The following is a 19,283-nucleotide window of genomic DNA, read 5'->3' on the forward strand; positions in this document are numbered from 1 at the left end:
CCGGGAGGGCCCTCGTCGTCCCCCGAGGGGAGAACCTCAACCCCGGGCGAGAAGGCCGTCGAGAGCTGCGGTGACCTCGTCGACGGTGACCTTCGCCAGGGCGGGGTCGAGCTCGGTGCCCCACGGGTCCCCGGCGCCGTCCCCGTGCCAGAGGACGACGTGCTGCGGCCGCGGCGGAGGGCCCCACAGCGCCGGCGACACGGGGCCGAACAGCACCACCGAGGGCCGGCGGTAGGCGGTCGCGAGGTGCGCCATCCCGGTGTCCCCGCTGACCACGACCCGCGCGCCGGCGACGGCCGCGGCCAGCTCCAGGGTCGACGTCCGCCCGGCCAGCACGGCGTGCTCCGCGAGCCCGGCCGCCTCGGCGACCGAGCGGGTCAGGGGCACCTCGGCCGGCCCGCCGGTGATCCGGACGTCCAGGCCCGCGGCGGCCAGGTGGCGGGCGACCGCGGCGAACCGGTCGGCCGGCCAGCGGCGGCCCGGGTAGGCCGCGCCCGGGTGCACCAGGGCGACGCCCGGCGGTGCCGGCGCGGGGACCTCGGGGACGGCCAGGTCGAGCGCGTCGGGGTCGGCGTCGACCCCGAGCCCCTCCGAGACCAGCCGGCACCACCGGCGCACCTCGTGCTCGTCGGGGTACCAGCGCGGCCCGGGGTAGCCGGGGCCGGCGAAGGTGAGCAGCCGGTCGGGGGCCAGGTCGGCGACGACCACGTGCGAGGCGGGGCCCTTGCCGTGCAGGTCGACGGCGAGCTCGGGGCGCGGCCCGGCCCAGTCCAGCGGCTCGAGCTCGCGCGCGGGCAGCACCTCGTCGACGGCGTCGATCAGCCCGGCCAGCGGTTCGAGCGCCGTCGTCGTCGCCAGGACCAGCCGGTGCCCGGGCACCGCGGCGCGCACCGCCCGGATCGCCGGGACCCCGGTGAGCAGGTCCCCGAGCCCCAGCGGCCGCAGCACCACCGCGACCGGCCGTGCTCTCACGGCCCCGTTCCAGGCCCCGCGCTGAGCTTGCGAAGCGTCTGCAGTCCTCGGTGCAGGGTCCCACCGCGAGCGTGCGGGTGGTGGGGGGCAGCGAGGTCCTTCTGGGGGGCCTTGCTGCGGGAGCGCTCGACCAGCGCGGTCGTGGAGTGCCCGTCCAGGTAGGGCAGGACGACGGCCTGCCCACCCCAGCGGCGCAGCACCGCGGCCTCCGGCAGCTCTGCCCCGGCGTAGTCGCCGCCCTTGGCCCAGACGTCGGGGCGCAGCCGGTCGAGCACCTCCGCGGGGGTGTCCTCGTCGAAGACCACCACCGCGTCGACGCACTCCAGCGCCTCGAGCACCCGGGCCCGGTCGGCCGCGGTCACCAGCGGCCGCGAGGGCCCCTTGAGCCGGCGCACCGAGTCGTCGGAGTTGACGCAGACCACCAGGCAGTCGCCCAGCCCGCGGGCGGCCCGCAGGGTCGCGACGTGCCCGGCGTGCAGCAGGTCGAAGCAGCCGCCGGTGGCGACCACGGTGCCGCCGGCCGCGCGGACCCGGGCGATCACCCCGTCGACACCGGGCTCGGCGACCACGTTCGGCGCGCGCACCGGGGCCGCGTCCCACCCGGAGGCCCCGCCCCGCCCGACGAAGGCCGAGGCCGCGGCGACCGCCGCCGCCACCGCCTCCCCGGTCACCGCGCCCTCGGCCAGCGCGAACGCCGCCGCCGCGGCGAACGCGTCGCCGGCACCGCACGGGTCCCCCCCGCTCACCGGCACGGCGGGCACCAGCATCGGCGCGCCCTGGCCGTAGGTGAGCAGCGCCCCGCGGGAGCCCAGCGTCACCGCGACCGCGCCCACGCCCCAGTGCCGGATGAGCGTCTCGGCGCGGGTCCCGATCGCGACCAGCCCGTCCCCCGGCACGTCGGCCCCGGCCGCCGCGGCCACCCGGGCGGCCTCGGCGGCGTTCGGGGTCACCAGCCGGACCGACGGCACCGGGTCGGCGCCCCGCGGGTGCGGGTCCCAGACGATCGGGCCGCCGGCCCCGGCCAGCGCCGCCCGCACGTCGGGGGCCGCCGTCGTCCCCCGCCCGTAGTCGGCCACCAGCACCGCGGCGGCCTCCCGGATCGCCGCGGCGGCCTCGGCCGGCAGCGCCCCCAGGGTGGCCACCGGCTCCCCGCTGTCGATGCGCACCACCGAGTGGCCGCCCACCCGCACCCGCCGCTTGACGGCCGTGCCGCCGGTGGCGGGGATCGGCACCAGCCGCACCCGCCCGTCGAGCAGCGCGCGCAGGTGCCCGGCGCCCTCGTCGGGGGCCATCGGCGCGACCAGCACCACCTCCCGGCCGGTCAGGCCCGCCGCGATCACCGCGGCCAGCGCGGCGCCGCCCGGGCGCTCCCGGGTCTCGACGTCCTCCACGACCGGCACGGGGGCGTCGGGGGTGAGCCGGGACGCCGTCCCCACCAGGTCGACGTCGAGCAGCGCGTCCCCGACGACGACGAGCGCCCCCCGGCTCACCGGGCCACCCCGAGCCGGGTGGCCGGTACCCGGGCCGGCCCGGCGAGCACCGCCGCGTCGAAGCCCGCGCACAGCAGGTGCAGCGCGACCAGGTGGCACTCCTGCACGGTCGCCGTCCACGGGGAGTCGATGCACACCGCGTCGTCGGCGGCCGCGGCCAGCGGGTTGGGCGCGGGGCCGGTCATCGCCAGCACGGTGATGCCGCACTCGCGGGCCCGGCGGGCGGCGGCGACCGCGTTGGGGCTGCGGCCGGACGTGGACAGCAGCACCAGCACGTCGCCGGGGCGCCCGTGCGCCTCGACCTGGCGGGCGAACAGCTCATCGGCCGGGTAGTCGTTGGCGATGGCGGTCAGCGACGAGGTCTCCGCGGTCAGGCAGATCGCGGAGAACGGCGGGCGGTCGGCCCGGTAGCGGCCGACCAGCTCGGCGGTCAGGTGCTGCGCCTGCGCGGCGCTGCCCCCGTTGCCGGCGGCCAGCAGCCGGCCCCGCTCCGACCCGCACAGCACGTCGGCGATCAGCCGGCCCCACCGGTCGAGGGTGTCGACCTGCTCGCCGAGCCCGCCCAGCGCCGCGGTGAGGGAGGCGACGTGGTCGGCGCCGGTGAGGTGGGTGCAGGTGTCCGGCGAGACCACCTCGGCCGCCGAGTGGGGCGGAGTGCTCATCGGGCGACCTCCACGGGGCGCCGGCTGGCGAGGACCTGCCGGTAGACGGTGTCGGTGTCGGCGACCACGCGGGACCACCGGAAGCGGGCGCGGGCGCGGCGCACCCCGGCCGCCCCGTAGGCGGCCCGGCGGGCGTCGTCGGCCAGCAGGCCGGCCAGCACCGCGCCGAGCCGCCCGGGGTCCCGCGGGGGGACCAGCACGCCGGTGACGCCGTCGGCGACGGAGTCCTGCAGGCCGCCGACCGCGGTGGCCACCACCGGCCGCCCGCAGGCCATGGCCTCCAGCGGGGTGATGCCGAACGGCTCGTACCAGGGGACGGCGAGGACGACGTCGGCCGAGCGCACCCACCCCGGGACGTCGGCCCGCGCGACCGAGCCGGTGAACACCAGCCGGTCGGCCACGCCGGCGGAGGCGGCGACCGCGCGCAGCCGGCGCACCTCCGGGTCGGCGTCCAGCCCGTGCGCGGGCGGGCCGCCGACGACCACCAGCTCGGCGTCGGGCACCGCGGCCAGCGCCCGGACGGCGTCCTCGTGCCCCTTGCGCGCGACCAGCCGGCCGAGCACGAGCAGCCGGGGGCGTCCGCTCCGCGGGGCGACCGGGCCCTTCGGGCTGAACACCGCGGTGTCCACCCCGCACGGCACGATCGAGGCGCGGTCGCGGTCCAGGCCCAGCCGGCGGAGCTCGAAGACCTCGTCGGAGCAGGTGGCGATCACGTGCGCGGCGTTCCGGCACAGCGCCCGCTCCAGCTCCACCCGCTGCGGCGGGGAGGCGTCGGCGGCGCCCTGGTGGCGGCGCTTGACCGAGCCGAGCGCGTGAAAGGTCTGCACCACCGGGACGGGGCCGGCCGCGGCGACCGAGGCCAGCCCGCTCATCCAGAAGTGCGCGTGCACCAGGTCCGGTGGGTGCGCCGCCCAGGTGCGGCGCAGCGCGGCGGCGAACGCGGGCATGTGCCGGAGCAGCTCGTCCTTGGGCAGCACCGCGGGCGGGCCGGCCGGCACGTGCACCACGTCGTAGCCGTCCTGCACGACCACGCGATCGGGCTGGCGGGGGTCCTCCCGCCGGGTGTGCACGGTGACGTCGTGCCCGCGCCGCGCCAGGCCCGCGGCCAGCGCGGCGACGTGCACGTTCTGCCCGCCCGCGTCCACCCCGCCGATCGCGGCGAGGGGGCTGGCGTGCTCGCTCACCAGGTCGATCTTCATCGCGTGACCTCCTCCAGCAGCGCGTCCCAGTCCCGCAGGAACCGGTCCAGGCCGTAGCGCTCCAGGGCCGCGGCGCGGGCGGCCTTGCCGGCCAGCCGGGCGGCGTCCGGGTCGTGCACGAACTCCCGCACCGCCGCCCACAGCGCCTCGGGCCGGGTGGAGAGCACCCCGGCCCCGGGCGGCACCGCCTCCACCGCCTCGGTGGTGGCCAGGCCGACCACGGGGAGGCCCAGGTGCATGGCCTCCAGCAGCGCCAGTCCCAGGGAGGTCCAGCGGACCGGGTGCACGTAGATCCGGCGGCGGGCCAGCTCGGCGTGCATCGCCGCCTGCGGCGGGTCCTCGTGCAGCACCACCCGGCCGGGGTCGAGGCCGTGCTGCTCGTGCAGCCCGGCCAGCCCCATGCCGAAGACGTCGACCGGCGCGGCGGCCGCCAGCCCGGGCAGCAGGTCGGCGCCGACCGTGCGCCCGCGCCGGACCGGCTCGTTGACGACGACGGCGGCCCGGGCCAGCTCTCCGGTGTACCGCTCCCCCGGGTCGACGATGCCGTGCTCGATGACCGTCGTGGGCGCGCGGCCGTTGTCGTAGAAGAGCTCGTTGAAGTGCGTGACGTGGGCGATCGGGATGTCCGACCGGTCGGCCAGCGGGTGCCGGGTGTGCGGGACCGGCCCGTCACCGGGCTCCAGGCCCGGGGCGTTGTGCTCGAGGAAGACCGCGGGGAGGTCCCGCCCGGGGTCGCGGCCCAGCCACTCCCGCACCAGCTCGAGGTCGCGAACCCGCTGCAGGACGACGACGTCGACGTCCTCGTCGCGCAGCTGCTCGGGGGTCACCTCGCGCGCCGACGCCGGCCAGTCCCAGGTGCGGGCCCGGCCCAGCCCGTCCGGGCTCCGACTCCCCCCGGGGCCGGCCACCACGGGCAGCAGGTACTCGTGCGGCCCCTGCACGAAGGCCGTCGTCCACGAGCCGTGCACGTGCCAGAGCAGGACCTTCACGCACGCACCAGCTTCCCGACCGCCGCGACGACGTCCTCGGCGGTCACCGAGGTCAGGCAGGGGTGGCCCGGCACCGGGCACTCGCGGGCCCGGCTGCCGCGGCAGGGCGCGTCCTGGTCGCCGAGCAGCACGGTGGGCACGCCGTAGGGGGCCCACCGCGCGACCGGCACGACCGGGGCGAACAGCGAGACGACCGGCGTCCCGACGGCGGCGGCCAGGTGCGCGGGGCCGGTGTTGCCGGCGACCACCGCGGCCGCCCCGTCGAGCACCGCGGCCATCTCCGCCAGCGACGTCGCCCCGCCGAGATCGGTCCCGCGGGTGCCGGCGACCGCCGCGGTCAGCGCCCGCTCGCCCGGCCCGCCGGTGACCAGCACCCGGTGGCCGGCGTCGGCCAGCGCCTCGACCGCCTCGGCGCAGCGCTGCGCCGGCCAGGCCCGCGCGGGCACGCTCGCCCCGGGGTGCAGCACGATGTACCCCGGCGACAGGTCGTGGCCCCGATGCGCGGGCGCGCCCGGGGGCAGGGGTCGGCGCACCGCCAGCCGGCCGTCGTCACCGGCCGGCAGGTCGAAGCCCGCCGCGCGGGCGAGGGACAGGGCCCGCTCGGGTTCGGGCACGTCGCCGTCCACCCGGTGGCGGACGTCGAGCAGCGAGCCCGGGTAGTCGACGCTGATCGCCGAGATCCGGGGCACGCCGGCGCCGCGGAGCACCAGCGCCAGGGGCAGGGGCGACTGGTGGAACGACGTGGAGATCAGCGCCTCGTCCGGCGCCAGGGCGCGGACCCGCTCGGTGAGGCCGGCGAGGTCGGCGGCGTGCACCGGCGGCGGGTCGCCGAGGATCCAGGGGCAGGCCCAGGTCCACACCTCGTCGACGCCGGGCAGCAGCGCGGCGGCCTCGGCCCCGGCCGGGCCGGCGAGGAGGACCACCCGGTCCGCGCCGGCGGCGACCGCCCGGACCAGCGGGCCCTGCAGGAGGACGTCGCCGGCGTTGTCGAGCCGGGCGACCAGCACGGTGCGGGGCGTCACCACCGGCCGGCCAGGACGTCGTCGACCGCCGCGGTCAGCGTGGCGGCCCGGCGCGGCGCGGCGGTGACCTCCGCGCGCCGGGTCACCGGGGTGGGCACGAGGATCCCGGTCGCCCCGGCGGCGGCCGCGGCCTCGACGTCGGCCCCGATGTCGCCGATGACCACGCAGCGGGCCGGATCCACGTCGAGCTCGGCGCAGGCGGCCTTGACCATCCCGGGCGCGGGCTTGCGGCACGTGCAGCCCTCGTCCGGGCCGTGCGGGCAGACCTGCAGGGTGTCGAACGGGCCGAGCAGCTCGGCGAGCCGGTCCATGCAGGCATCGACCTGCGCGCGGGTGATCAGCCCCCGGGCCACACCGGACTGGTTGCTCACCACGCCGACCTTCACCCCGCGGGCATGCAGCGCGCCGACCGCCTCCCGCGCGCCGGGCACCGGCGTCACCAGTGCCGGGTCGCCGTTGTACGGGTAGTCGCGCACCAGGGTGCCGTCGCGGTCGAAGAGCACCAGGTCGGGCGGCCCGCGCCAGCGGCGCACCCGCCGGTGCTGCAGGGCGCCGCGCAGGAAGTGCCAGCTGGCCAGCGGCGGGATGAGCGCGCTGGTGGCCAGCATCGTGGTGACCTCGGCGCGGTCCCGCGGGCCGGGGGCGATGCGGGCCCGGGCGAACTCGGCGGTGCCGGCGGCCCAGGCCAGCGCGGCGGCCAGGGCCGCGCGCGGCTTGCCGGTGGCGGCGAGGCCGGCGGCGGCCAGCCCGGCGGCGGTGATCGCCAGGTGCTGCGGACGGCGGCCCAGCGGGGCCTCGGCCCGCTCCCGCCAGTCGCGGCCGTGCAGGCGGCGCATGAGCACGTCGTCGGCGTTGCCCGCCTGCACCCGCACGCTGACCCAGCGGTCGACCGGCCGCACCGGGTGGGTCGTCCACCGCTGCCCCCGGGTGAGCCGGGCGCCGGTGTCCATGATCCGCAGCGCGAGGTCGGAGTCCTCCCGGAAGGCCCGGGGGAAGCGCTCGTCGAAGCCGCCGACCGCGGCCAGGGCGCCGCGGCGGTAGGCCAGGTCGGCGGTGATCCAGGAGCTGGTGGCCAGCCCGGCGGTGCCGCGCTCCCAGTCGGTGGGCCGGCGGCCCTCCGGCAGCGGCACCCGGACCCGCCCCTGGCTGCCGGCCACGTCGGCGGGCAGGTCGGTGAGATCGGCGGCCAGCCGCTCGTACCAGTCGGGGTCGGGGACGACGTCGTCGTCGAGGAAGGCGATCCACTCGGTGCGCGCGGTGCGCCAGCCCAGGTTGCGGGCGCGGGCCGGCCCTCCCCCGCCGGTGCGGACGACCCGGACCGGCGGCAGGCCGGGGCGCCCGGGCCGCAGCGGGGCCCCGGTGCGGCGGTCGTCGACCAGGATCAGCTCGGCCGGGCGGGGACCCGAGGCGCCGGCCAGCGCGTCGAGCAGCACGTCCAGGGACGGCCGTCCGACGGTCGGCACGACCACGGTGCACTGTCCGATCCCCAACAGCACGAGCGCGTCCTGCCCGGACCGGACCGTCCGGAAACACTACGGGCTCGAAGTGTTCCGGGGCTCCGTCAGTCCCGGGTCCGGGTGGCGGCGGAGACGCGGGCGAGGGCGTCGGTGACCAACGCGGCGTCGTCCCCCAGGAGGACGAGCAGCCGCGCCACGAGCCCGTCGTGGGTCGGGACGGCGGCGGCCACCTTGGCCCGGCCGGCGGGCGTGAGACGGGCGTGCAGCAGGCGCCGGTCCCCCGCCGTCCGCTCGCGGACGACCAGGCCGTCCGCGACGAGCCGGCCCACGGTGCTGGTCACCCCGGCGCGGGAGAGCCCCACCGCCTCGGCGACCTCGCCCATCGTGGCCCGCTCGCCGGGGGCCTCGGCGATCCGCCGCAGCGCCTCGAAGCCGGTGAGGGACAGGCCGTGCTCGCGGTGCAGCGCGGAGTCGACCCGATGGGTGATGCGGTCGTGCACCTGGACGATGCGCAGCCAGGTCTCGGCCGGGCGGGGCCCCGCGCCGGGGAGCGCGGCCACGTCCGTGGGGAGCTCGTCGAGCGGGAGGTCCGGGGCGAGGCCGTCCTCGGGGAAGGGCACCCGCCCATCCTGGCCGAGGTCGCGCTCAGGCGCTCCTCATCGGCGGGCCACCGACGGGCCGCCGGACGCGGCGGCCGGACGCCGCGCCGACGCCGGCGCCCGCGACGAGCAGCGCCAGGCCGGCGGTGAGCAGCGGCCAGGGCACACCGCCGCCGGCGACCTCGAGGCCGACGGCCGCGGTCGTCGTCGATTCCTTGCCGATCAGCTCGACGGTGGCGCTGCCGGCGGCCGTCCCGGCCGGGATCCGCACGGCGGTGACCACCTGGCCGTCGGGGCCGGCGGTGACCGAGCTCAGGACGGCGCCGCCCTGCAGGCGGACGGCGACCCGCTCCCCGGGCACGAAGCCGCGGCCGCGCAGCGTGACCTCCTCACCGGCGACGACCCGCCCCGTCGAGGCGACCGCCGCGGCGGGCTCCCGCACCCGGCCGACGGGCAGGGCGGCGTCCGGGTCGGGCAGCCCGGGCACCGGCATCGGCACCACCTCGGCGTCGGCTCCGGCCTGCGGCGTCCCGATGTCCGGCACCTGCGCGGCACCCGTCGGCGGGGTGATGGCGGCGCAGTCGGCCTCGGCCGGGCGGGTGAAGTCGAAGCCGTCGAGGTCGTCGACGTACCGGACACCCGAGCCGTCGAGCGCGGCGAACTCGAGCAGGGGGTCGATCGTCTCGCCCCAGTCGACCTCGCCGGTGGCGAGCACGACGACCTCGCCGGGCTGCAGCTCGGCGGAGTCCTCCCCGGCCGGCTCGCGGGTGGTGGCCAGCCGGACGGCGTAGGGCGCGGTGCCGGCGGTGACCTCGACGAGGACGCCGCCGGGCCGGCAGCTGGGGCCGTGCGTCACGCGGGCGTCGGGGCGGGAGGGGTCGTCCACGGCGAGCGCCGGTGCGGCGCCGGCGATGGCTGCGACGAGGAGAACGGCAAGCAGGCCCGCGAGCGTGGTCGCGGCACCCGGGACGACGGGCCTCGGCCAGGTGTCGGAAATGGGTCCCCCTCGAGCGGTCCTGCACCGGCCCCCCTGCCGGCCCGCCCATCATGACGCGTCCACCGGCTCGTTGACCGTGGGTTTCTGGCCAGTCGTGCGTGTCGCGACGGCGTGTCGGGAGAATTCCGGTCCGGAGGCTGTGACGAAACCCGGCCCGGCGCGAGCCCCGCGGCTGTGACGAGGTGCTCACTACGGTGTCCGGATGGACTCAGCAGCGGGTACCGGGCGCCGCAGGCAGGACGAGGTCTACCGGGCGGGGGTGTACGGCCGCCGTCCCCCGCTGCCCACGGCCGGGCGGGCTCTGCAGCGCCGCGCGAGGGAGCGGCTGACCGCCCGCGCGTACGCCTACGTCGCCGGCGGGGCGGGGGCCGAGGCGACCCAGCGCGCCAACCGGGCGGCCTTCGACCGCTGGGCCGTCGTCCCCCGGGTGCTGCGCGACGTGAGCAGCCGCGACACCTCGGTGGAGCTGTTCGGCCGCCGGCTGCCCGCCCCGGTGCTGCTCGGGCCGGTCGGCGCCCTGGAGCTGGTGCACCCCGAGGCCGACCTCGCCGTCGCCCGCGCGGCGGCCGGCCTGGGCCTGCCGATGGTCTTCTCCAACCAGGCCTCGGTGTCGATGGAGGAGTGCGCCGCGGCGATGGGGGCCTCGCCGCGGTGGTTCCAGCTGTACTGGTCGACCTCCGACGAGCTGGTGGAGAGCCTGGTCGGCCGGGCCGAGGCCAGCGGCTGCGACGCCCTGGTGGTCACGCTCGACACCACGATGCTCGGCTGGCGGCCCCGCGACCTGGACCTCGGCCACCTCCCGTTCGCGCTGGGCAAGGGCATCGCCCAGTACACCTCGGACCCGGTGTTCCGCCGGCTGGTCGAGGAGCGGGCGGCCGCGGCGCCCATCCCGGCCGAGCCGGGCGCCGCGGCCGGCCGGGACCGGCAGCCGCGCCCGACGGTGTCGGCGGTGCGGGCGCTGATCGGCATGGCACGCGCCTGGCCGGGCCCCCTGCGGGAGAACCTGCGCTCGCCGCTGCCGCGCGCCGCCGTCGAGACGTTCCTGGCCATCTACTCCCGGCCGTCGATCACCTGGGAGGACCTGGCCTGGCTGCGCGCCCGGACGCGGCTGCCCATCCTGCTCAAGGGGGTGCTGCACCCCGACGACGCCCGGCGCGCGCTCGACGAGGGGATGGACGGGGTCGTGGTGAGCACCCACGGCGGCCGGCAGGTGGACCGGTCGATCGCCGCGCTGGACGCGCTGCCCGACGTGGTCGCGGCGATCGGCGATCGCGCGCCGGTGCTGCTCGACAGCGGCGTGCGCAGCGGCGCCGACGTCTTCACCGCCGTCGCACTGGGCGCCCGGGCCGTGCTGCTGGGCCGGCCGTTCGCCTGGGGCCTGGGCCTCGGCGGCGAGGCCGGCGTGCGCCAGGTGGTCTCCGACGTGCTCGGCGAGTTCGACCTGACCCTGGGGCTGACCGGTCACACCGCGGTCGACCAGCTCACGCCGCAGGTGCTGCGCCGGGTGGAGACCCGCCCCTGACCGACACGCCCGGCGGGGGTTGACCCGCCGCATGGCCGGGGTCACAGTGGAGTCGGGCGGGGGTAGCCGGCTACGAGTGGCCATCCACTGCTGGATGGACCGACCAACGCGGCCAGACCGCCAGAACCGGCCCCCCGCCCCTCATCCCTCCCCCCGCGGCGTTCCCGCGTGCCGGGGTGACCACTGTCCTGCCCGCATCCTCGTGCTCTGCCCACCACCGTGGGCAGAGCACGAGCTTCGCGGCCTGCACCTGTGCCGCCGGGTGGGTGACGCGAGCGGTGGGCAGGACGCGGCGGAGCTGCGACCCTGCAGCCGTGCAGGTCCTCCGCCGCCGGCCCCGGCCGGCGGGCCACACGCTGCAGGCCACGGTCGGCGTGATCGTGGGCGCGCTCCTCGTGCTGATCGTGCTGAGCGCGGTCGCGACCAGCCTGGCGCGGGCCATGGTGGCCGCGGAGCAGCGGGAGCTCGGGGCGAGGGCGGTGCCCGCCCACCGGATCGCCGTCGACCTCACCACGTCCTACCTCGACCAGATGACCGGCCAGCTCAGCTACCTCCTGACCGGCGACGGCCAGTTCCTCACGCTCTACGAGCAGGGTGCCCAGCGGGCCGAGCGGCTGCAGCAGCAGCTCGCGGCCCTGCTGGCGCCCGACGCGGAGGCCTCGGCCGCGCTCGCGCAGCTGCGGGCCGCCGGGGCCGACTGGCGGGAGCAGGTGGCCGAGCCGGGGATCGCCGCGCGCCGGCAGGGCGCGCTCCCGGCCGACGAGCTCGTCGCCCTGACCACCGCGGGCCGGGCCCGGTTCGACGAGCTGCGCGGCCGGCTGGCGGACGTGGAGCAGCGCACCGTCGAGCTGGAGACCGCGCAGCTGGACGCCATCGGGCGGATGCAGACGAGGGCGACCGTGGTCACGGTCGCCTCGGCCGTCCTGGGCGTCGCCGTCGCGGTCGGCGTCGTCCCCCTGCTCCGGCGGCGGCTCACCCACCCGCTGGAGAGGCTGCAGGCCGACGTCCAGGCGGTGGCCGCCGGCGACCACGACCGCACGATCGCCCGCACCGGGCCGCGGGAGCTGGCGACCATCGCCGAGTCGGTGGACCGGATGCGGGCCGGCCTCGTGCGGAGCTCCCGCGAGCGGCTCGCCGCCCAGCACGAGCTCACCCTCCGCCAGGAGCACGACCGGCTGGCCGCCGACCTGCACGACCTGACCATCCAGCGGATCTTCGGGCTCGGGCTCGGGCTCACCTCCACGGCCCGCCGCCACCCCGCGCTCGCCCCCGCCGTGGCGCCCCTGATCGAGGAGACCGACCGGATCATCCGCGAGCTGCGCACCGTGATCTTCGACCTCGGCCGGCCCGACATCGACGGCACGGACACCCTGCGCGGCCAGGTCATCGACCTCACCGAGGCCAGCGTCCGGGCGCTCGGCTTCACGCCCACGCTGGAGTTCGCCGGCCCGGTCGACACCCTGGCCTCGGCCCGGGAGAGCGAGGAGGTCCTCGCCGTCCTCCGCGAGACGCTGAGCAACGTCGCCCGGCACGCGAACGCCTCCGCGGCGAGCGTCCGCCTCGCCGCGCGCGAGGGCGTCCTCACCCTGTCCGTCGCCGACAACGGGACGGGGCTGCCCCGGGACGCCCCGCGCGGCGCCGGGCTGGGGAACCTGCGCGACCGCGCGCAGCGGCTGGGCGGCAGCGTGCGGATCCGGCCGGGTGCGGCCGGCGTCGGCACCGTCGTCGAGTGGCAGGTGCCGCTGCGCCCCGGCCCGAACTGACACGGCCCGAACCGACCCGGCGGGAGGAGTGCCGGTCAGGCGGCGGCGACCGCCTGCAGGACGTCGACCTTCGCCGCCCGCCGCGCCGGGCCGATCGCGGCCAGCACGCCGGCCAGCGCGGCCGCCAGCACGTAGACCACCAGCCGGCCGCCGGGGATCTCCACGACGGCGAGCCCCTCCTCGGCCAGGCCGCGGGTGAGCGCGGCGCCGAAGGCCAGCCCGAGGACGGCGCCCAGCAGCGCACCGAGCACGGCCACGATGACCGCCTCCCAGCGGACCACCGCGCGCACCTGCCGGCGGGTGGTGCCCACGGCCCGGAGCAGGCCGAGCTCGCGGGTCCGCTCGAACACCGACAGCGCCAGCGTGTTGACGATGCCCAGCAGCGCGATGATCACCGCGAGGGCCAGCAGCATCGTCACGATCGCCAGCAGCTGGTCGATGGTGGCCGCCTGCGACTCGGTGAACGACGCCGCGTCGTCCAGCTGCGCGTTCGGGTAGGCGGCGGTCACCGTCTCCAGCCCGGCCCGCAGCGTGTCCAGGTCGGTCCCCTCGGCGGCCACGAGCAGCACCGCGATGTCCAGCGGCGCCCCGCCGTTGGCCGTGTGCGTGGCCAGCGTGGTGAGGTAGTCGCTGCCGATCAGGTCGGTGTTGCCGAACGTGCCGGCGACGGTGAACTGCTGCGCGCCGGTCTGCGCGTAGACGATCTCCACGGTGTCGCCGACGGCCCAGCCCTGCGCCCCGGCGACGTCGTCGGAGACGAGCACCGAGCGGTCGTCGAGGTCGGTGACCGCACCGCTGCTCACGTCCAGGTTCGCCGCGGCGTCGACGGTCGCCGGGTCGACCGCGGCCACGAACGTGGTCGCGCCGTCCACCTGCGCCGGGCCGAACCGCATCTGGGTCACGGTGTCCACGCCGTCGACGGCGCGCAGCTCCTCGGCCAGCTGGGCCGGGATCCCGGGCGCGGTGGCGCTGGCGGCCTTGAGGATGAAGTCGGCCTTGCTGCTGTCGGCGATGACCTCGGCCACCGAGGCCTTCATCGACGAGGCCACCACGGTGACCGTGGAGACCAGCGCGAGACCGATCATCAGCGCGGTCGCGGTGCTGGCGGTGCGCCGCGGGTTGCGCAGCGCGTTGCGCCGGGCCAGCTGCGCGGAGGTGCCGCCCACGCGGGCCAGCAGCCCGCCGAGCACGGTGGTCACCGCGACGGCGATCGCCGGCGCCAGCGCCAGCACACCGGCCAGCGCCAGCAGCATCCCGACCGCCGCCACCTGCAGCTGCCCCTCCTCGATCAGCGCCCAGGCCAGCGCGGCGGCACCGAGCGCGGTGAGCACCCCGCCGAGGACCAGCCGCACCCGGCCCATCGGCCTGGCCGGGGCGTCGATCGACCGCAGCGCCGCGATCGGGGCGACCTTGGTGGCCTGCCGGGCCGGGAGCAGCGCGGCCAGCACGGTGACGACCACGCCGACCAGCAGCGCGGCGACGATCGTGCGCGGCTGCACCTGCAGCGTCGTCGTCGGCACCTCGAGGCCGACCGCGCCGAGCGCGGCCCGCAGACCGGCCGCGACGCCGACGCCGAGCCCGAGGCCGACACCGGCGGCGACGAGCCCGATGACCAGCGCCTCGACGACGACCGAGGTCCGCACCTGGCGCCGGGAGGCGCCCACGGCGCGCAGCAGCGCCAGCTCGCGGGTGCGCTGGGCGACCAGGATCGAGAAGGTGTTCCAGATGATCAGCGCGCCGACCAGCAGCGAGATGGCGGCGAAGCCGAGCAGCGCGGTGGTGAAGAAGCCGAGCGCGTCGGCGACCGCCTCGCTGGACTCGGCGACCACCTCGTCGGAGGTCACCGCCTCGAGCCCGGCCGGCAGGGCGGCGGTGACCCGGTCGCGCAGCTCCTCGGGGGAGATCCCGCTGTCCGCGCGGACGGCGATGCTGTCGTAGACCCCCTCCTTGCCCAGCAGCTGCTGGGCGGTGCGCAGGTCGAAGGCGGCCATGGTGGCGCCGGCGAGGTTGTCGGCGTCGCCGAAGCCGAGGACACCGCTGACGGTGAACTCACGCGGGCCGTCGGCGAACAGGACCGTCACCGGGTCGCCGGGGGCGTAGCCGGTCTTCTCCGCGGTGGCCGCGTCGAGGACGACCTCGCCGGGGCCGGCCGGCGCCTCGCCGCTGCGGATGGACATGCCCCCGCTGAGCTCCTCGACGTCCGGGTAGCTCGCGCCCAGGGTGGGGGCGCCGCCGGGCTGCACCGGCTCCCCGTCCTTGCCCAGGATCAGCGCGTACCCGGTGACCGACCCCTCGGCGGCCGCGACCCCGTCGACGGCGGCGACCTCGTCGAGGACCCCGGTGTCGAACGGCTTGGTGTTGCCCAGCGTGGTGGTGTCGGTGAATGCCGACTCGCCCCGGACGGTGACGTCGGTGCCCTCGGTCAGCCCCTCGTAGAGCTGGTCGAAGGTCGCCGTCATGGTGTCGCCGAGCACGAAGGTGCCGGAGACGAAGGCGACGCCGAGGCTGATGGAGACCGCGGTCAGCGCGAGCCGCAGCTTGCGGGCCAGCAGGCCCTTGAGGATGACCTTCCGCATGTCAGTTCCCCAGCCGCTTCATGGTGTCGAGGACGGCGTCGGTGGTGGGGGCGTGCAGCTCGTCGCGGATCCGGCCGTCGGCGAGGAAGACCACCCGGTCGGCGTGCGAGGCGGCGACGGGGTCGTGGGTGACCATGACGATGGTCTGGCCGAACTCGTCGACCGCTCGGCGGAGGAAGGCCAGCAGGTCCGCACCGCTCCTGGAGTCCAGGGCGCCGGTCGGCTCGTCGGCGAAGACGATCTCCGGTCGGGTGACCAGGGCGCGGGCGGCGGCGACGCGCTGCTGCTGGCCACCGGAGAGCTGCGCGGGGGTGTGCTCCAGGCGGGCCTGCAGGCCGACGGCGGCGACGACGGTGTCGAACCAGGCCTGGTCCACCTTCTGCCCGGCCAGGTCCAGGGGCAGCCGGATGTTCTCCGCCGCGGTCAGCGTGGGCAGCAGGTTGAACGCCTGGAAGACGAAGCCCATCCGGTCGCGGCGCAGGAGGGTGAGCTGCTTGTCCTTGAGCCCGGACAGCGACCGGTCGCCGAGCCGGACCTCGCCGGAGGTCAGCGTGTCCAGCCCGGCCAGGCAGTGCAGCAGCGTCGACTTGCCCGAGCCGGACGGGCCCATGATCGCGGTGAACCGGCCGCGCTCGAAGGCGACCGTGACGCCGTCCAGCGCGCGGACCGCGGCCTCCCCCGTGCCGTAGGCCTTGACGGCATCGACGGCGGCGGCCGCCGGCTGGGACTGCGCGGGCGGGCTCGCGAGGGGCGTGGTGCTCGGTGCCGACATGGCGGGTTCTCTCCATCGGGTACGGGGAAGCTCAGGGAGATCCTCGGGAGAGAACGGCAGCGGGACATCGGCCCGGCGGCCGGGGCAGGCCTCGGCTCTTTGACGTAGACGGTCGTCGAGACAACCGCCCGGAGGACGCCGTCCGGTGCGGCCGGTTCAGAGCATCCGGCCCAGGCGCTCGGCGTAGCCCTGGAGCACCGGCGCCATCTTCGTCCGCATGTCGTCGAGCGAGGCCCGTGCGGCGAAGGAGCTCACGCTGAGCGCCGCCCGGGTGCGGCCGTGGCTGTCGTGCACCGGGACCGCCATCGTGCGCATGCCCAGCTCGAGCTCCTCGTCGGTGTAGGCCAGGCACTCCTCCCGGGCCTGCCGCACACGGGCGCGGATCTGCTCGACGGTGACCAGCGTGTTCGACGTGGTGGCCTGCGGCCGGCTCCTCTGCAGGATGTCGTCGACCTGGTCGTCGGGCAGTCCCGCGAGCAGCACCCGGCCGGTCGCGGAGGCGTGGGCGGGGAGCTGGGCGCCGAGCCGGACGCCGGTGGACACGATCCGCTGCACCTCCGCGCGGGCGATGAAGACCGCCTGGTCGTCCTCCAGGACCGCCAGGGAGACCGACTCCCCCAGCTCGTCCCGCGCGGCCAGGACCAGCGGCTGGGCGAGGGAAGGCAGGGATGCGGTCTCCAGATAGGCCGCGCCCAGCCGCACCATCCGCGGCGTCGGGCGGAAGAACTTGCCGTCGAAGCTCACGTACCCGAGCTGTTCGAGGGTCAGGAGGCATCGGCGCGCGGTCGCCGGCGAGGTCGCCGTGGCCCGGGCCGCATCGGTGACCGACAGCTGGGGACGGTCCGGGCCGAACGCCTCGATGACGGCGAGGCCCTTGGCCAGGCCCGCCATGCCCTCGGGCGGACGTCCGCCCGGGTCCGACTCCCGGCGTGGCTCCATGCCGTCCTCCCGCTGCCGGGCGGGGCGGCGCGAGGACGGCACCATCCGCCCCCGCGACCGCCCGCGGCTCTACTCCTGGGGCAGTTCGTCGGCCTCGACGACGAGACCGTCGAGCTCGGGGCTCTCCTCGATGACCCCGTGCTCGACCATGAGGTCGGTCAGCGTACCGAGGTCGCTGAGGTCGCTCGTGACGGCGAGACCGGGCGTGGACAGCTGACCGGCCAGTTCCGGGCTGAGCTCGGTGTAGGTCGGGATGATCCCGGCGAGCCGCTCGGGCTCGTCGGCGGCCAGCTGCATCGCCTGGTCCATCGCCCGGACGAACGCCGCGACGGTGTTCGGGTTCTGCTCCACGAACTGCTGCGTCGCCGTCCAACCGGCCACGGGGAGGTCCTCGGTCGGCCCTTCGAACGCGCTGACGATGCGGGCGGCCTCACCGCGCTGCTCGACCAGGGTCAGGAACGGCTCGACCAGCCAGGCCGCGTCCACCGCCCCCTCGGCCAGGGCCGCGGGCATGTCGGAGGGCGGCAGCTCGACGAACTCGAGGCTGTCCGGGTCGACGCCGTGGGAGTCCAGGACCGCCCGGGCGGTCAGCTCCTGGATGTTCCCGAGGCTGTTGATCGCGATCCGCTGCCCCGCGAGGTCGGCCGGCCGGGTGATCCCGCTGTCCGCGGCGGCGTAGATGCCCTGCGGGCCGGACCGGTTGTTCTCCCGGACGATGCGCAGCGGCAGCCCCTGCTCGGCCGCCTCCACGATGGACACGTAGTTGCTGTACGTCAGATCGATGTCCCCGGCGATCATGCCGGCGATCTGCGCCGCGCCGCCGGAGGCGACCGCCGGCTCGACGGTGATCCCCTCGTCCTCGAAGTAGCCCTCCTCGATGGCGAGGTAGAGCGGCGCCAGGTCGGCCAGGGGAAGGACGCCGACGGTGAGGTCGGTGACCTCCGGCGCCCCGGGCTCGGCCGGCGGGGCCGAGGAGCCCTCGGGGTCGCCGCTCCCACAGGCGGCCACCAGGGTGACGACGAGCGCGGACAGGGCCAGGCCGCGGATCGGACGGAAGGTCATCTGTACTCCTCGGAGGTCGTGGTCGCCCGGGTGGGCGGTGAAGTGCGGTTCGTCACGCCGGCGCGGCCGCCGCCTCGGCCTCGGGCACGACGTCGTAGTCGTAGAGCCACCGGCGGAAGGCGCGGTGGGCGGTCATCTCGGCGTCCCGGGTGGCGAGGTCCCCGCTCAGGGAGTCGTAGCGCAGGCCGTTCTCGCGGGCCCCGCGCTGGACGGCGGCGACCCGCTCGCGCCGCAGTGCCTCGTAGGTGCGGAGGGCGGCGGGGGCGGTGTCCCGGTCGGCGTGCGCGAGGACGGTGGCCAGGGCCATGCCGTCCTCCATGGACTGGTTGGCGCCCTGACCCAGGTGCGGCAGCATCGGGTGGGCGGCGTCCCCGAGCAGCGTCAGCCGGCCCGCGGTCCAGGCCGGAAGGGGCTCGCGGTCGTACAGACCCCACCGGTGGGTCGTCCCCACGTGCTGGAGCAGCGCGCCGATACGGGGGTCCCAGTCGGCGAACTCGCGCCGCAGCGTGTCGGGGTCCCCGGGGGCCGACCACGACTCGCGCATCTGCTCGTCGGTGGGCGTGAACCCCACGTAGCCGATCAGGCGACCGGCCCGGACCGGGTACACCAGGAAGTGCCGGGACGGTCCCATCCACAGCAGCCAGTCCTGCTGCGGCCAGTCGGGCACCAGCTCGTGCGGCACCAGCCCGCGGTAGGCGACCGACCCGGAGGCGATGGGCCGCGACGGCGGGACGACGTGGTGCTGCAGGGTGGAGTGGATGCCGTCGGCGGCGACGACCACGTCGGCCTCGGCCGTGGCGCCGTTGTCGAACCGCACCCGGGCGCTGTCGGCGCCCTGCTCGAACCCGCTGCACCGGTGGCCGGTGTGCACCACGCCGTCCGGCAGCGCCCCGGCCAGGATCTCGACGAGGTCGGCGCGGTGGAAGCCGAACACGGCGTTCCAGCCCGCCGAGTCGGTGATCTGCACCTCGGCGATCGGCGTGCCGTCGGCACGCAGGTACCGCGAGCCGGGCCCGATCCGCGCCCCCCACTTCTCCACGGCCGGACCGAGGCCCAGCCGTTCGAGCTGGCGGACGCTGTTCGGCGTCACGAAGACCGCGGCCCCGACCTCACCGAGGGCGGGCGCCTGCTCGTAGACCGAGACCGACACTCCCTGGGCCAGCAGCGCATTCGCGGCGAAGAGCCCGCCGATCCCCCCGCCCACGATCGCCACGCGGAGTCCCACCTCGGCCATGCCGGTCCCCTTGCCCCGGTCGCACCTC

At 77.0% G+C, this 19,283-nt stretch carries 16 protein-coding genes; 2 read left to right on the plus strand and 14 right to left on the minus strand.

Annotation, left to right across the window (positions count from 1 at the left end):
- Nucleotides 1-36: 36 nt before the first annotated feature.
- From BMZ50_RS09095 to BMZ50_RS09135, 9 genes are all read right to left on the minus strand, one after another.
- Nucleotides 37-972 (minus strand): glycosyltransferase family 9 protein, encoded by a 936-nt coding sequence (locus BMZ50_RS09095; RefSeq protein WP_091323411.1) that lies wholly within the window; start codon nt 970-972, stop codon nt 37-39.
- Nucleotides 969-2,462 carry a D-glycero-beta-D-manno-heptose 1-phosphate adenylyltransferase gene (gene rfaE2, locus BMZ50_RS09100; protein ID WP_091323412.1) on the minus strand — a complete coding sequence of 498 codons (1,494 nt, stop codon included), beginning with the start codon at nt 2,460-2,462 and terminating at the stop codon, nt 969-971. Before rfaE2 ends, BMZ50_RS09095 begins: the two co-directional genes overlap by 4 nt.
- Entirely contained in the window at nt 2,459-3,124 is a 666-nt protein-coding gene (locus tag BMZ50_RS09105) for a D-sedoheptulose-7-phosphate isomerase (protein ID WP_177212716.1), read from the minus strand. Before BMZ50_RS09105 ends, rfaE2 begins: the two co-directional genes overlap by 4 nt.
- Nucleotides 3,121-4,323: a glycosyltransferase gene (locus tag BMZ50_RS09110; RefSeq protein ID WP_091323413.1), complete on the minus strand. Its 1,203-nt coding sequence runs from the start codon at nt 4,321-4,323 to the stop codon at nt 3,121-3,123. The genes BMZ50_RS09105 and BMZ50_RS09110 overlap by 4 nt, the downstream gene beginning before the upstream one ends.
- The gene (locus tag BMZ50_RS09115; RefSeq protein WP_091323414.1) at nt 4,320-5,312 is read right to left on the minus strand and encodes a glycosyltransferase; all 993 of its coding nucleotides are present in this window, start codon (nt 5,310-5,312) and stop codon (nt 4,320-4,322) included. The genes BMZ50_RS09110 and BMZ50_RS09115 overlap by 4 nt, the downstream gene beginning before the upstream one ends.
- Nucleotides 5,309-6,334, minus strand: coding sequence for a glycosyltransferase family 9 protein (locus tag BMZ50_RS09120; protein ID WP_091323609.1), 1,026 nt, complete (start codon nt 6,332-6,334; stop codon nt 5,309-5,311). Before BMZ50_RS09120 ends, BMZ50_RS09115 begins: the two co-directional genes overlap by 4 nt.
- Nucleotides 6,331-7,830, minus strand: coding sequence for an HAD-IIIA family hydrolase (locus BMZ50_RS09125; RefSeq protein WP_177212717.1), 1,500 nt, complete (start codon nt 7,828-7,830; stop codon nt 6,331-6,333). Before BMZ50_RS09125 ends, BMZ50_RS09120 begins: the two co-directional genes overlap by 4 nt.
- A 65-nt stretch (nt 7,831-7,895) precedes the next feature.
- Nucleotides 7,896-8,411, minus strand: a complete 516-nt coding sequence (locus BMZ50_RS09130) for a MarR family winged helix-turn-helix transcriptional regulator (protein ID WP_091323415.1) — start codon at nt 8,409-8,411, stop codon at nt 7,896-7,898.
- 25 nt (nt 8,412-8,436) lie between these two features.
- Nucleotides 8,437-9,276, minus strand: coding sequence for a hypothetical protein (locus tag BMZ50_RS09135; protein WP_143087128.1), 840 nt, complete (start codon nt 9,274-9,276; stop codon nt 8,437-8,439).
- 313 nt (nt 9,277-9,589) lie between these two features.
- Here BMZ50_RS09135 and BMZ50_RS09140 point away from each other — a divergent pair, with 313 nt between their 5' ends.
- Complete coding sequence (locus BMZ50_RS09140) at nt 9,590-10,909, plus strand: alpha-hydroxy-acid oxidizing protein (protein WP_091323418.1); 1,320 nt, start codon at nt 9,590-9,592, stop codon at nt 10,907-10,909.
- Between the two features lie 314 nt (nt 10,910-11,223).
- Nucleotides 11,224-12,672 carry a sensor histidine kinase gene (locus BMZ50_RS09145; protein WP_091323419.1) on the plus strand — a complete coding sequence of 483 codons (1,449 nt, stop codon included), beginning with the start codon at nt 11,224-11,226 and terminating at the stop codon, nt 12,670-12,672.
- Between the two features lie 35 nt (nt 12,673-12,707).
- On the opposite strand, the gene BMZ50_RS09150 is transcribed toward BMZ50_RS09145, so the two are convergent.
- The 5 genes from BMZ50_RS09150 to BMZ50_RS09170 form a co-directional block, all read right to left on the minus strand.
- A complete protein-coding gene (locus BMZ50_RS09150; protein WP_091323420.1) occupies nt 12,708-15,248 on the minus strand; it encodes an ABC transporter permease in 2,541 nt (846 codons plus the stop codon).
- 1 nt (nt 15,249) lies between these two features.
- Entirely contained in the window at nt 15,250-16,020 is a 771-nt protein-coding gene (locus BMZ50_RS09155; protein WP_091323422.1) for an ABC transporter ATP-binding protein, read from the minus strand.
- A 156-nt stretch (nt 16,021-16,176) separates the two neighbouring features.
- On the minus strand, nt 16,177-16,959 hold the full coding sequence (locus BMZ50_RS09160) for an IclR family transcriptional regulator domain-containing protein (RefSeq protein ID WP_218146176.1): 783 nt from the start codon (nt 16,957-16,959) through the stop codon (nt 16,177-16,179).
- Between the two features lie 69 nt (nt 16,960-17,028).
- The gene (locus BMZ50_RS09165; RefSeq protein ID WP_091323424.1) at nt 17,029-18,021 is read right to left on the minus strand and encodes an ABC transporter substrate-binding protein; all 993 of its coding nucleotides are present in this window, start codon (nt 18,019-18,021) and stop codon (nt 17,029-17,031) included.
- Between the two features lie 52 nt (nt 18,022-18,073).
- The gene (locus BMZ50_RS09170) at nt 18,074-19,255 is read right to left on the minus strand and encodes an FAD-dependent monooxygenase (RefSeq protein ID WP_091323425.1); all 1,182 of its coding nucleotides are present in this window, start codon (nt 19,253-19,255) and stop codon (nt 18,074-18,076) included.
- Nucleotides 19,256-19,283: the final 28 nt, after the last annotated feature.

Origin of the sequence: Geodermatophilus ruber, assembly GCF_900114385.1 — a bacterium.
In the GTDB taxonomy this organism is placed as follows: Bacteria; Actinomycetota; Actinomycetes; order Mycobacteriales; family Geodermatophilaceae; genus Geodermatophilus; species Geodermatophilus ruber.

Bases quoted from the DNA above. Each gene is read 5' to 3' on its own strand.
- BMZ50_RS09105 (WP_177212716.1), bottom strand. From the start codon at position 3,124: ATGAGCACTCCGCCCCACTCGGCGGCCGAGGTGGTCTCGCCGGACACC.
- BMZ50_RS09110 (WP_091323413.1), bottom strand. From the start codon at position 4,323: ATGAAGATCGACCTGGTGAGCGAGCACGCCAGCCCCCTCGCCGCGATC.
- BMZ50_RS09140 (WP_091323418.1), top strand. From the start codon at position 9,590: ATGGACTCAGCAGCGGGTACCGGGCGCCGCAGGCAGGACGAGGTCTAC.
- BMZ50_RS09150 (WP_091323420.1), bottom strand. From the start codon at position 15,248: ATGCGGAAGGTCATCCTCAAGGGCCTGCTGGCCCGCAAGCTGCGGCTC.
- BMZ50_RS09155 (WP_091323422.1), bottom strand. From the start codon at position 16,020: ATGTCGGCACCGAGCACCACGCCCCTCGCGAGCCCGCCCGCGCAGTCC.
- BMZ50_RS09160 (WP_218146176.1), bottom strand. From the start codon at position 16,959: ATGGAGCCACGCCGGGAGTCGGACCCGGGCGGACGTCCGCCCGAGGGC.
- BMZ50_RS09165 (WP_091323424.1), bottom strand. From the start codon at position 18,021: ATGACCTTCCGTCCGATCCGCGGCCTGGCCCTGTCCGCGCTCGTCGTC.
- BMZ50_RS09170 (WP_091323425.1), bottom strand. From the start codon at position 19,255: ATGGCCGAGGTGGGACTCCGCGTGGCGATCGTGGGCGGGGGGATCGGC.